The sequence below is a fragment of the Exiguobacterium sp. s26 genome (genome assembly GCF_018618235.1).
Taxonomy (GTDB): Bacteria; Bacillota; Bacilli; order Exiguobacteriales; family Exiguobacteriaceae; genus Exiguobacterium; species Exiguobacterium chiriqhucha.
This window is the reverse complement of record NZ_JACSLS010000003.1, coordinates 182,634-195,287: the sequence shown is the minus strand read 5'-3', so window position 1 is coordinate 195,287 and position 12,654 is coordinate 182,634. Positions and strand designations below refer to the sequence as shown.

At 53.5% G+C, this 12,654-nt stretch carries 14 protein-coding genes; 2 read left to right on the top strand and 12 right to left on the bottom strand.

The features are described from left to right. Positions 1 to 70: 70 nt before the first annotated feature. From ccsB to KNP82_RS05755, 6 genes are all read right to left on the bottom strand, one after another. A complete protein-coding gene (gene ccsB / locus KNP82_RS05780; RefSeq protein WP_214798402.1) occupies positions 71 to 1,255 on the bottom strand; it encodes a c-type cytochrome biogenesis protein CcsB in 1,185 nt (394 codons plus the stop codon). Beyond that, positions 1,255 to 2,802, bottom strand: a complete 1,548-nt coding sequence (gene resB / locus KNP82_RS05775) for a cytochrome c biogenesis protein ResB (RefSeq protein WP_251128652.1) — start codon at positions 2,800 to 2,802, stop codon at positions 1,255 to 1,257. The genes ccsB and resB overlap by 1 nt, the downstream gene beginning before the upstream one ends. Before the next feature lie 19 nt (positions 2,803 to 2,821). Continuing rightward, positions 2,822 to 3,403: a redoxin domain-containing protein gene (locus KNP82_RS05770; RefSeq protein WP_214798406.1), complete on the bottom strand. Its 582-nt coding sequence runs from the start codon at positions 3,401 to 3,403 to the stop codon at positions 2,822 to 2,824. A 136-nt stretch (positions 3,404 to 3,539) separates the two neighbouring features. Further along, positions 3,540 to 4,298, bottom strand: coding sequence for a pseudouridine synthase (locus KNP82_RS05765; RefSeq protein ID WP_021067626.1), 759 nt, complete (start codon positions 4,296 to 4,298; stop codon positions 3,540 to 3,542). Beyond that, the gene (gene scpB / locus KNP82_RS05760; RefSeq protein ID WP_021067627.1) at positions 4,299 to 4,892 is read right to left on the bottom strand and encodes an SMC-Scp complex subunit ScpB; all 594 of its coding nucleotides are present in this window, start codon (positions 4,890 to 4,892) and stop codon (positions 4,299 to 4,301) included. Further along, positions 4,870 to 5,637 (bottom strand): segregation and condensation protein A, encoded by a 768-nt coding sequence (locus KNP82_RS05755; protein WP_058763846.1) that lies wholly within the window; start codon positions 5,635 to 5,637, stop codon positions 4,870 to 4,872. Before KNP82_RS05755 ends, scpB begins: the two co-directional genes overlap by 23 nt. 78 nt (positions 5,638 to 5,715) lie before the next feature. Between KNP82_RS05755 and KNP82_RS05750 the strand changes: the two genes are divergently transcribed. Next, positions 5,716 to 6,186 (top strand): DUF309 domain-containing protein, encoded by a 471-nt coding sequence (locus tag KNP82_RS05750; protein ID WP_214827307.1) that lies wholly within the window; start codon positions 5,716 to 5,718, stop codon positions 6,184 to 6,186. Positions 6,187 to 6,197: 11 nt separating this feature from the next. On the opposite strand, the gene KNP82_RS05745 is transcribed toward KNP82_RS05750, so the two are convergent. From KNP82_RS05745 to xerD, 6 genes are all read right to left on the bottom strand, one after another. Next, on the bottom strand, positions 6,198 to 6,554 hold the full coding sequence (locus tag KNP82_RS05745; RefSeq protein ID WP_021067630.1) for a GNAT family N-acetyltransferase: 357 nt from the start codon (positions 6,552 to 6,554) through the stop codon (positions 6,198 to 6,200). An 89-nt stretch (positions 6,555 to 6,643) separates the two neighbouring features. Next, positions 6,644 to 7,084 (bottom strand): peptidylprolyl isomerase, encoded by a 441-nt coding sequence (locus tag KNP82_RS05740; RefSeq protein ID WP_214798409.1) that lies wholly within the window; start codon positions 7,082 to 7,084, stop codon positions 6,644 to 6,646. 114 nt (positions 7,085 to 7,198) lie between these two features. Further along, a complete protein-coding gene (locus KNP82_RS05735; protein ID WP_214827303.1) occupies positions 7,199 to 8,500 on the bottom strand; it encodes a pyrimidine-nucleoside phosphorylase in 1,302 nt (433 codons plus the stop codon). 28 nt (positions 8,501 to 8,528) lie between these two features. Then, complete coding sequence (locus tag KNP82_RS05730; RefSeq protein ID WP_021067633.1) at positions 8,529 to 9,338, bottom strand: purine-nucleoside phosphorylase; 810 nt, start codon at positions 9,336 to 9,338, stop codon at positions 8,529 to 8,531. 13 nt (positions 9,339 to 9,351) lie between these two features. After that, the gene (gene deoB, locus KNP82_RS05725; RefSeq protein ID WP_058763853.1) at positions 9,352 to 10,518 is read right to left on the bottom strand and encodes a phosphopentomutase; all 1,167 of its coding nucleotides are present in this window, start codon (positions 10,516 to 10,518) and stop codon (positions 9,352 to 9,354) included. A 23-nt stretch (positions 10,519 to 10,541) separates the two neighbouring features. Beyond that, positions 10,542 to 11,426, bottom strand: coding sequence for a site-specific tyrosine recombinase XerD (gene xerD / locus KNP82_RS05720; protein ID WP_021067635.1), 885 nt, complete (start codon positions 11,424 to 11,426; stop codon positions 10,542 to 10,544). A 225-nt stretch (positions 11,427 to 11,651) separates the two neighbouring features. On the opposite strand from xerD, the gene KNP82_RS05715 reads away from it, so the two are divergent. After that, positions 11,652 to 12,650: an ROK family transcriptional regulator gene (locus KNP82_RS05715; protein WP_214827300.1), complete on the top strand. Its 999-nt coding sequence runs from the start codon at positions 11,652 to 11,654 to the stop codon at positions 12,648 to 12,650. The last annotated feature ends 4 nt before the right edge of the window (positions 12,651 to 12,654 follow it).

Below are 12,654 nucleotides of genomic sequence, written 5' to 3'. Positions count from 1 at the left end.
TATTATTTGGCTTCACAACGGTCAGTTGATAGCGCCATGAAAAAAGAAGCCACCGGAGTGACTTCTTTGTTTACGCATATGAATGCAAACCGGCGATGACAAGGTTGACGAAGACGAGGTTGAACATGATGACGGCGAATCCACCGACACAGAGCCAAGCCGCTTTCGTTCCCGTCCAGCCTCGCTGGATCCGCATATGCAAGTAATAGATATAGATGAGCATCGTGATGAGCGCCCACACTTCTTTCGGGTCCCAGCCCCAGAAACGGTTCCAGGCGATTTGGGCCCAAATCATGGCGAAGATGAGGCCCCCGAGAATGAACACCGGCAAGCCGATGGCGATCGAACGGTAACTGATCTCGTCAGCGAGGTCGAGGTCGACCTTTTTCGCGAGCGGCTGTAACGCCTCGGCGACGCGCTTGCGTAAGATGACGAAACGGAGCAACACATAAATCACGACGCCGGCGATGACCGACCAGATGAGTGTGTTCAATTTCAACGTGTTGATGAACGTCGGCAACTCGAGTGACAAGCCGCTGGCACCAGAGACAAGTTGCGCCCCTTCCGGTACGAACAGCATCGGCATGAAGTACTCATACGACTCTTGCGTTCCGCGATCGTTCGTGAACTCAACGACGCCACCGGCGCCAATCGCCTTGAAGAGCATCGAGACGAGAATGAAGCCGAGCGTACATATGAGTACGAACATCGTGACTTCAAGCCACGTCCGAGACTTCGACTGCTCGCGCATCGATGTCTCGTTTAGCAAGAAGATGAGGCCTGATGCAAAGCTGATGGCCAGAATCCCTTGTCCGAGCGCTGCGGTCGTGACGTGAATCTTCAACCAGACACTGTTCAAGGCTGGGATGAGCGGTGCCACTTCGCTCGAGAACATCGAGGCGAACGCGATGACGAGCAACGCCACCGGCATAGCGAACAACCCGAGCACATCATTCTTATAAATGCCATACACGACGAGGAAGCCAAGCACCATCATCATTCCGAAGAACGTCGTGTATTCGTATAGGTTCGATACCGGCGCATAGCCGACCCCGACCCACCGTAAAATAAAATATCCCATTTGGGCGATAAAGCCGATGACCGCCAGAATGAACGCATACTTTCCATAGGCGATACGGTTGACGTTGCGGTCCTTGCGCATCCCGCTGACCGCGATCGTGAACAACACGGTCGCGACGGCGTACAGGATGAACGCGATGAAGAGCAAACGACTGCTCCACTGAATCCACTCCATTATGATTCCCCTCTTTCATTGGTTGAGTTGTCGTCTGTCTTTTTTTCAAACCGTGCCTGATCTTCCCAGATCGGCAGGCCATGTTTCTCTAGGAGCGGTGTGATTTCGCGGTTAAGTGAAGATGGGTTCTTGTTCGTGAAACCGGCGACAAGCACGTCCGTCTCGCCGTGACGGCGAATCCAGATGCGACGGTGCGGCCAATACATACCCATCACGATCCCGACCATGAAGATGATTCCCCCGACGATTAACACTGGATACGTCGAGTCACTCTTGACGCGCAGACCGCTCGTGCTCGCCATCTCCGTCCCGGCGAATTGGACCGCATAGCGGTTCTCCTCGTCGGCGACGTTCAAGCGAATCCCGATCAAGTTCGATTCGGTCGTGCCGTCCGGCGTGTCAATCGCCATGAAGAAGGCCGGATTGAGCGCCCGTGGCGATTTCGTGTTCGGCTGGCCGTCCTTGACCTCAAAGTCCGGATACAAGTCGTTCAGTTTGACCGTGACGTCACCGAGGTCGTATGTCGTCTCCGGGTTTGTCAAATCGACCGTGAACGGTCCATACACGTCGCCTGTCTCTTTATCAGCGACATTGAATGACATCGACAAGAACTCTGGCCGACTCGAATACTGTTCTTGATACACTTCATATTTTTCAAACTTGAACGGATGGTTCACTTTCGTCGAACCGGTATCGACTTCCTCGAGTTGCGGCGATCCGTCCTCGTTCGTTCCGGTCTTCTTGAACAGCGTCAATTCCGTCTCATAGTTTTTTGGGACTGCACCCGCTTTTTCGATTGCCTCGGCAAACTTCGCATCTTCGGCGTTGTTTTCCGGATCATACATCTCTAAAATGAATTGATCGTTGCGGAGATAATATTCATCATCCGTCGCCTCGAGCGGAACCGTATCGCCTTCGCGCACCCATTCGAGCGTGTCCGTATGGAATGCCGGGAAGACGCGTAGCATCGCCCCGATGAAGAAGATGACGAGCCCGATGTGGTTGACGTATGGGCCCCAACGGCCAAAACGGTATTTTTCGGCGAGTAAGGCGTCGCCGTCACGCTTCACTTGATAGCGCTTCGCTTTTAAGGCGTCGCCGAACGCATCGATTTGTTCGTCCGAGCCTTTGCCTTCCCCAATCAGACGTTGTCCGCGCATGAAGCGATCGGTACGTCGGACCGGCTGGTTTTTCAACGCTTTATATAGCGGGAAAAATCGGTCGATTGACACGACGATGAGCGATAACGTCAGCATGACGATCAACGTGATGTACCACCACGATGTATAAAGGTTATGGAATCCTAACGTGTAATAAATCGTTCCCGGTGTCCCGTACTCGTCCGTATAATACTGGCTCGCCGGCAACTGTTGCGGAATATACATCTCTTGCGGAAAAATCGTTCCGACCGCCGATCCGACGATGATGAGCCCGATAAGCCATAGTCCGACCTTGACCGATGCAAAAAAGCTCCACACCCGATCAATCCATGACCGTGGACGACGCTTCGATCGTAAATCGGCGCCGTCGTATTTCATATCTAGCATATGTGCGCCCCCCGTTCGCTTACAATGACTTCTCGGCCAACTCCATCAGTTTCTCTTTCGTGAGTTCACCTTCGTACTTTTCAATCACTTTGCCATCGGCATCGATGACGAACGTGACCGGCAAGTTATAAATCCCGTACGCCTTCTCGACTTCGCTGCGCGTGTCCATCAAAATCGGATAGTCGAGCTTGACGCCGAGGTCGTTCACAAAGTTATCGACCCGGAGCGGTGTCTCACCGACATTGACCGCCCAAAAATCGACGCCCATGTCTTGAAGGGCCGCATAGTTTTCCTGGACGACCGGCATCTCTTTCTCACACGGTTCACAGAACGTGCCCCAGAAGTTCACGAGCAGCCCTTTGCCGTCGTATGTCTCGCGCTCGACCATCGTCGTCCCGTCTAAACTGACGAGCTTGAAGTTCGGCGCATCGTCACCGGCCTCGACCCGTCCGTCGTTACCGGCTTGTTCAATCAATTGCATGATGACGACCGCTCCTGCGAACAGGACCATCGTCATGATCATGAGCCGCCAAAATGACCGTTTTTTCTTATGGGCCATCGCCTGATTCATGCGATCACCCGACTTTGTTTCTTTCGTCATGAGTTCACACCATCCTTCAGTTGTTATTGTACTGAAAAAACACCAAAAACGCACATTAACAGACTTTTTTCATCTTTTTGTCACACAATCTCCACAAACTAAAAAATCATCCTATCTCAGGACGATTTTTTAGTTGTTATTTTTTCTTTTTCTTGCCTCGTTGTACAGGGGGTACGGTCGGGTTGGCAAGTTCACGCAACTTGGATACTTCTTTACGTGACAGTTCACGCCATTCGCCCGTCGTGAGACCGTCGAGCGTCAAGAAACCGAACTGTTCGCGCTTCAATTTGATGACTTCCGAACCGACTGCTTCGAGCATGCGGCGGATTTGACGGTTATGGCCTTCCGAGATGACGATTTCTAGAATGGCCGAGTTTTTCTTATGGTCGACCGTCTTCATCTTCACTTGGGCACTGCCCGTCTTATATCCGTCATCGAGCTCGACGCCCGACTCGAGTTGTTTCATCGCGATATACGAAGGAATGTTCTTCACTTTCGCCACATAGCGTTTCGGGATTTTGAACTTCGGATGGGTCATCATGTTCGAGAACTCTCCATCGTTCGTCAAGATGATGAGTCCCGTCGTGTTATAGTCGAGACGTCCGACCGGGAAGACACGTGATCCGGGTGGGACGAGGTCGGTGATGACTTTACGACCTTTATCGTCTTCGACCGTCGAGACGTAACCGCTCGGCTTGTAGAGGACATAGTAGACATGCTCTTCTTGTTCGATTTTCACACCGTCGACTTCGACTTCAGACTTCGGTCCGACTTTCGTCCCGAGTTCGCGCACGACTTTCCCGTTGACGCGGACCCGTCCATCTAAAATCATTTCTTCGGCTTTGCGCCGTGAGGCGACACCTGCTTGGGCAATCACTTTTTGTAAACGTTCCATTTATTCATTCTCCAATCTATCTTGCATAATCGCAGACGGCTGGCCGAAGAACAAATCGCCTTCGTCCGAGAGCTCGTCTTCAAACGTTAATGGGGGCAATTCATCAAGTGAATTAAACCCGAAATGGTCCAGGAAATGCTCGGTCGTGCGGTACAACTTGGCCCGTCCAATCGTCTTGGCCCGGCCCGCCGACTCAATCAACCCTTTTGATAACAGCGTATGGATGACGCGTTCGACTTTGACGCCCCGAACTTCTTCGATATCGGCCCGGGTGACCGGTTGCTTGTACGCGATGATGACGAGCGTCTCCATCGCGGCCCGAGACAACGCTTGTTCGGCCATCGTGCCAACGTAACGCTGAATATACTCGGATACCTCGGGGACCGTCACGAGCTTGTACACGCCCGCCGATTCAATCAATTGGAACGGGCGACCGGAGTCTTTAAACGATACTTCTAGCTTACTCAACTGTTCGCGGGCGGCGGCTTCCGAAATGTCGAGCGTATCCGCGAGAGCACGCACTTCCATCCCTTCTTCACCGACGACGAACAGTAGACTCTCAATAATCGTTTCATAAGACAGCAACGGCTTCATTCCTTTCCTTTGATGATTCGACGAACGAGATTTGAATGTCCCGTTCTTCTTGTTTGGTCGTGACGACACGCAACTTGATTAGCTCAAGCAACGCCATGAACGTGACGACGAGGTCGGAGACATCGGGCCGCTCTTCAAAAAACGAAAAGAACGAGGTCGTCCCTGCTGCCGAGACATGCTCGTGCAACCGCGTCATCTGCTCCTCCAGCGTCCGTTCTTCGCGTTTGATCGTCTTCTTGCGGCGTTCTTTCCACCGCTTGCGCTCGACCATCTTCGAATAGGCGTGCAACAAGTCCGAGAAGTTGAGCGGTCCGTCGTACGGTTGGACGAGGTCGGACATATAGCGCGTCAAATCTTCGCCCGGACGGCTGTACAGTTCGAGCCGAGACTCTTCCTGCTCGCGCATGAACACGACCGCTTCTTTATAGGCCTTATATTCAATCAACTGTCGAATCAACCCTTCGCGGGTCGGTTCTTCGCCGAAGTCAGGAATGTCATCCTCTTCGACCGGTACCGGTGGCAACAGCTGCTTGCTCTTCAATTGGAGCAACGTCGCCGCCATGACCAAATACTCACTGGCCACATCGAGCTCAAATTTTTGCATCGTCCGGATAAAGGCGACATACTGGTCCGTGACCTCGGAGACAGAGATGTCCGCGATGTCGAGCTCCATCTTGCCGATCAAGTGGAGCAGCAAGTCGAGCGGACCTTCGAACGTATCGATTTTGACGTTGTACGCTTCCATAGAGACACCTGCCATTTACATTTTTGCGCTTTAGTATAACATGTTTTGTAGTACCGTGACCACGAAAGGAGAAATTTGATGTCAACGCCTTTAATCCAGTATACGCTCTTGTTTGAATGCCATGCCGATTATTTCGAATGCCACGAAGTGCTCGAGGAAGCATGGCAAGACGGAGGCCGTCAAGATTTAGGTTACGCCGCTTTGATTCAGTACGCCGTCGCCCATTACCATGCCCGCCGCGGCAATACGGCCGGGGCGAAAAAGAGCATCGCGGCGTTACAACAGAAACTTGGGCTGGCCGCGACCGAGCTCGAGGGGCACGGCATCGATGTGGAAACGTTCGCCGAGGATTTGGAGTGTTGGCCGCTCCCCGAGACGCTGCCGCTCGACAAATCGACGCGCCGACAAATCGAGCGCTTGAAACCGACATTCGAACCGACCGCGCTCACGTTTGACGAGCTCGTCCATAAACATATGTATCGAGACCGGACACCGGTCGTCACCGAGCGGCTCCGGGCGCTCGAGGCACGCAAAAAAGCTAGGCGCTGAGCCTAGCTTTTTTAAATGACGACTTGATTCCATTTATCGAGCAAGTCCCCGGTCTTGCCTTGACCGACGAGCTTCAAGTCGAGCGGCAATAAGTTCCGGGTCTCATCGAGCAGTTCATAAGAACGTTTCTCGCCACGGAACGACGGAGACAGCGCAATATGATGGATGAACATCGTCGTCTCTTGTTGCTCCATCCCGATGATCCCGACGAAGTCTTCCCCGACTCTCCAGAGATAAAGGAATTTGGCAGGGTCTTCTTCGTAGGACCGGACGAGTTCGAGCAAGGCGAGCGGAGATTTGTCGCTACATGAGAACGCGAGCAAGCCCATCGCCGTCTTTTCGTACGATTGTTTATATTTCACCAGCATCGCTGGTTTCACCACCTTTAGTCATTCATGTTTCACTAAGTGAACACGTGAGAGACATGGCTCATTGTGTCATAAGATTCAGGCAGAAATCAATTCTCGTCCCAAACTTTGACTTCGGCCATCTTCGTGCCTTGACGAAGTTTGACCGCGTACTCGAGGCCAGACGTCACTTTTCCGAAGACCGTGTGGACGCCATCAAGGTGCGGTTGTGGCTCATGGACGATAAAGAACTGTGACGAGCCCGTGTTGCGTCCAGCGTGCGCCATTGAGAGCGAACCGGCTTCATGCTTGTACGGGAATGACGTCGACGTCTCACATGGGATCGTGTAGCCTGCGCCGCCCATGCCTGTGCCTTCTGGGCAGCCGCCTTGGCTGACGAAGCCTGGGATGACCCGGTGGAATGTCAAACCGTTATAGAAACCGCTGTTCGCGAGCTTCTCGAAGTTTTCAACCGTGATCGGTGCCGCATCGTGGAACAAATCGAATTCGATCATTTCGCCGTTCTCTAATTTCATTGATCCTTTTTTCATATCAAGTTACCCCTTTATGTTCATATTGTCTTTCTCACTCACACATTGCCCATTCTATCAAAAAAAACCGTCTGTCTCCACTATTTTGTGGAAACAGACGTTCTGACTTGCTACTTACTGGATGACAGCGTGGACGAGTGGACGGGCCGTCGGCTCTGTCGCACCGATCGTATACGCGTGGTCCATCCGCTCGAGCGCAGACGTCATATCTTCTTTGTTCGAACGGAGCACGGCGATCACGTCACCGGCTTCGACCTTGTCACCGACTTTCTTCTCGAGCGAGATACCGGCCGCAAAGTCGAGCTGATCATCTTTTGTCGCCCGACCTGCGCCGAGGAGCATCGCTGCCACACCGACTTCGTCAGCGATAATCGACTCGACGTAACCCGCTTGTTTCGCGACGAACGTCGTCTCATACTTCGCTTGCGGAAGTTTCGACAAGTCATCGACGAGCGACGCGTCGCCACCTTGTGCCGCTACGAACTGACGGAACACTTCGAGGGCATGACCATCCGCCATCCGTTTCTCCAGGTCAGCGTACGCCTCGTCGAACGTTGGATAGAACTCGCCAAGTACAGCCATATGGCCGGCGATCGTGAGGGCAATCGTCTTCAAGTCGTTCACGTCTTTGCCCGATAGGACTTCGATCGCTTCTTTCACTTCATTCGCGTTCCCGATTTCGAAACCGAGCGGCTGGTCCATGTCCGTGATGACGGCGACCGTTTGACGGCCGACGTTCTTCCCGATGGCGACCATCTCTTCAGCGAGCGCTTTTGCATCATCGAACGACTTCATGAACGCGCCTGAACCCGTCTTGACGTCGAGGACGATGCTGTCGGCACCGGCCGCGATTTTCTTCGACATGATCGAGCTCGCGATGAGCGGGATTGAATCGACCGTCGCCGTCACGTCACGGAGTGCGTAAAGACGTTTGTCGGCAGGCGTCAAGTTACCCGTCTGACCGATGATGGACATCTTGATATCGTTGACTTGCTTCGTGAACTGTTCTTCCGTCAACTCGACGTTGAAGCCAGGGAACGATTCGAGCTTATCGATTGTCCCGCCCGTGTGGCCGAGACCGCGCCCGCTCATCTTCGCGACCGGAATGCCGATTGACGCGACGAGCGGAGCGACGATTAAGCTGATTTTGTCACCGACACCGCCGGTCGAGTGTTTATCGACTTTTTTACCTTGGATGTTCGAAAGATCGATGACGTCACCAGACTTGACCATCTCCATAGTCAAGGCTGCCGTCTCTTTCTCTGTCATGCCGTTAAAGTAAATCGCCATTGAAAGGGCCGACATCTGATAATCAGGAATCGTCTCGTTCGTGAAGCCTTCGATGATGAAGCGAATCTCCTCTTCGTTTAATTCGCCACCGTTACGTTTTTTCAAAATCAAATCGACCATGCGCATAAGTTTCGTCCTCCTAATTGGGTAGTGGTTACATGCTTTGAATCGTGCCGCGTACGAGTGAAAGGAAGTCTTGGCGGACCCGTTCTGTCGTCTCGATGACCTCTTCATGGTTGAGCGGTTGATCTAAAATCCCGGCTGCCATGTTCGACACGCACGAGATGCCAAGCACACGCATATCCGAATGACGGGCCACGATGACTTCAGGTACCGTCGACATGCCGACGACGTCGCCGCCGAGGAGGCGTGCCATCTTCACTTCGGCTGGTGTCTCGTATGTCGGACCTGTGTTTCCGAAATAGACGCCTTTTTGAATCGAGAGGCCGAGCTTCGCAGCGACACCTTCCGTCAACGTGACGAGCTCTTTATCATACGCTTCTGACATATCTGGGAAACGTGTCCCGAAGTCGCTCGCGTTCTTGCCGATGAGCGGGCTCGTGCCGAAGAAGTTGATGTGATCCGTGATGATCATCAAATCGCCCGGGTTGAACGACTCGTTGCAAGCACCAGCCGCGTTCGTGACGATGAGCGTCTCGACACCGATCAATTTGAGGACGCGGACCGGGAACGTGACTTGTTCCATCGAGTAACCTTCATAGAAATGGAATCGTCCTTGCATCGCGACGACGCGTTTTCCTTCGAGGTCACCGAAGACGAGTTGTCCAGCGTGTCCTTCGACGGTCGATACCGGGAAGTGCGGGATGTCCTCGTAAGGGATTTTGACCGCGTTCTCGATCTCATCGGCGAGGACGCCGAGTCCTGAGCCGAGGATGAGTCCGATTTCTGGTGTTCCGTTCATGCGTTCCTGTAAAAATGCCTTTGTTTCGTTCCAATTTACCATGAGTAGTGCCTCCTCAAATTTCGTTTAAGAAACTCTTTCCGTGTGCTGGTGCATCGACATCGAAGTTATCCGCGACTGTGGCGCCGATGTCGGCGAACGTTCCTCGAATCCCGAGGTCGACTGCTGTCGCGCCGTGATGATGAACGATGAGCGGCACGTATTCACGCGTATGGTCCGTGCCTGGTGCCGTCGGATCGTTCCCGTGGTCGGCCGTGATGATGAGCAAGTCGTCTTCACGCAACTTCTCCATCACTTCTGGTAGACGGGCGTCATACTCTTCAAGCGCGATCGCATAGCCTTCTGGGTCACGGCGGTGACCGAAGAGTGCGTCAAAGTCAACGAGGTTCAAGAAGCAGAGTCCTTCGAAGTCTTCATCGAGCGATTCGACAAGCTTGTCCATCCCGTCCATGTTCGACTTCGTCCGAATCGCTTTCGTGACGCCTTCGCCGTCGTAAATATCGCTGATTTTCCCGAGGGCGATCACGTCTTTACCGGCCGTCTCGAGCGTGTTCATGACCGTCTTGCCGAACGGTTTGAGCGCATAGTCGTGGCGGTTCGACGTACGGACCCAAGCGCCAGGTGTTCCGAGGAACGGGCGGGCGATGATGCGACCGAGCATGTACGGGTCTTCGCGCGTGATTTCACGGGCGTATTCGCAGATGCGATACAACTCGTCGAGCGGGACGACTTCTTCATGCGCCGCGATTTGAAGCACCGAATCAGCCGACGTGTAGACGATCAAGGCGCCCGTGTTGACGTGTTCTTCACCGAGCTCATCCAAAATCTCTGTGCCTGATGCCGGCTTATTACCGATGATGTCGCGACCGCTGAACTCTTTGAGACGATTGATCAAGTCATCCGGGAACTCTTCGAAGACGCGAAACGGCGTATCGATATGAAGGCCCATGATCTCCCAATGGCCGGTCATCGTGTCTTTACCTGCTGAAATCTCTTCCATGCGTCCGTAGGCGCTAGGCGTCTCCGATGATTCGATTCCTTCAATCGGTTTAATATTCGACAAGCCGAGACGGCCCATGTGCGGCATGTTTAAACCACCGTGCTCACGGGCGATATGTCCGAGCGTGTCCGAACCGACGTCACCGAACTGATCGGCATCCGGGGACTCCCCGATTCCGACCGAGTCCATGACGACCAAGAAAATACGTTTAAATTTCTTCACAAAAAGTTCCTCCTTTGGTGTCGTTACGCACGCGGGTGATGTTTTCGATAGACATCATGAAGTCGTGCCTTATTGACATGTGTGTAAATTTGAGTCGTGGAGAGGTCTGCATGCCCGAGCATCTGTTGAATGGCCCGAAGGTCGGCGCCGTTCTCAAGCAAGTGTGTCGCGAACGAATGCCGGAGTACGTGCGGCGTGATCTCTTTTTGAATGCCAGCCTCTTTGGCCCGTCGTTTAATCATCTTCCAGAATCCTTGACGACTGAGCCGGCCGCCACGTCCGTTCAAGAACAACGCCTCGGTCTCCCGACCACCGAGCCCGTTACGCGCCTGCTGGATATAGCGTTCGACAAAACTCTGGGCGACCGATGACACCGGGATAATCCGGGCACTCTCGCCTTTGCCTTCACACTGTAGATACCCCAATTCGAACTGTAAATCATCCAAATCGAGCCCAAGAAGTTCACTGACGCGCATGCCCGTGCCGTAGAGCAGTTCGAGCATGGCCCGATCGCGCAGCGCAAGCGGGTCTGACGTCGGAACGCTGTCGAGTAACCGCTCGACTTCGTCTTGCGACCACGTGTCCGGCAGATGGCGCTCTGCTTTCGGCGTCTCTAAATAGAGCGCCGGGTCAGTCGTTGCCCCACCCGTCATCTTTAAATGATGATGGAACGTCCGAATCGAACTGACGGCCCTCCGCAATGATGAGGCGGCCCGACCGGCTTGCGACAACTCTTCCATATGCTTGACGATATGTGCCCGCGTGACTTCATTCCATTCGGTCACCCCGAGTTGGGTCAACGTCGATAAGTACTGGGTCAAATCGCTCGCATAGGCTTGTCTCGTGTTCGTTGACATTCGTTTTTCTACCGTCATGTACTGCAAAAATGACTCGACTTGCGAACGCATGACATCCCCCTCCTTTCTCGTTACACCTGAATACGCTTACATCATATCACTTATGTAAACCGTTGTGAAGACGTCTGACCTCATTTTTTTTAAAGCTTTTTTGTGACGGATTTTGGTGAGGTTTTTACGCTTTCCTTCCGATTGGGGGCTTACGAATCTCGTCACAATTTGATACACTCAAGTCGACTTATTAAACCAATTTAAAAAGTTAGGAAGGAGTCGTCCATGGACCAGACCACTACTAATCTGACGGTCGCCGTCAGACGGCAACTCGTCTTGAACGGCCGCTCGACCGTCGCCGCCATCTCGGAGGCGACCCGGCTCAGCTTTCCGACCGTCAAGAAGCAGTTAGAGCAGTTGATGCAAGCCGGTGAAGTGTTCGAACACGGATTTGAGGACTCACGCGGCGGACGCCCTGCCAAACGTTACATCTATAATGAGCGGTTCACGCACGGATTGACGCTATACGTCGAGAAGACGGTCGTCCGCTATCGTCTCATCGATTGCAAGGGCGCAACGATTGACGACGGGACGCAAATGATTCTAGACGGGGACCACCTTGGTGCGCTCGGTGCGGTACTCGATCGACAGTTGGACCAGACCTCCGACGTGAGTGCGATCTCCATCGGTGTCGCGGCGGCCGTCGCGGACGGGACGGTCATCTTCGCCCCGGACTATACGACGTTCGCACACCTCGACTTAAAACATTGGGTCGAGTCACGCACCGCTCGCCCTGCCGTCATCGAGAACGACATGAACGCGGCTGTCTATGGATACGGACACACGCACGAACTCACTGGCGACCAGTCAATCGTCTACATCTATCTGGGAAAAAACGGACCCGGTGCCGGGATACTCATCAACGGACAGCTCATCCGTGGAAAGACCGGGTTCAGCGGGGAGATCTCGTTTCTACCGCTCTATGACGACTCGACGTTTCATGACCGGATAGCGAGTGAGCGGTCGGCCCCGGTCCCATTGTCGGACGCCGCGCTCGATGCGCTCGGTCGGCTCGTCGCGACCTTCACCGCGACGCTCAATCCACACGCCATCATTTTTTCGGACGTCGATCTCGTCGATACCGAGTTGGAGGGGATTCGGAACGCCTGCCAGCGTCATATTCCGGCGGCTCACACCCCAGATTTATTGATCGGCATATGGGAGGAAGATTATTTCGCAGGCTTAGCTCGACGTTGCGTCGGGTTGATCCTTGAATCGATTTGAAGAG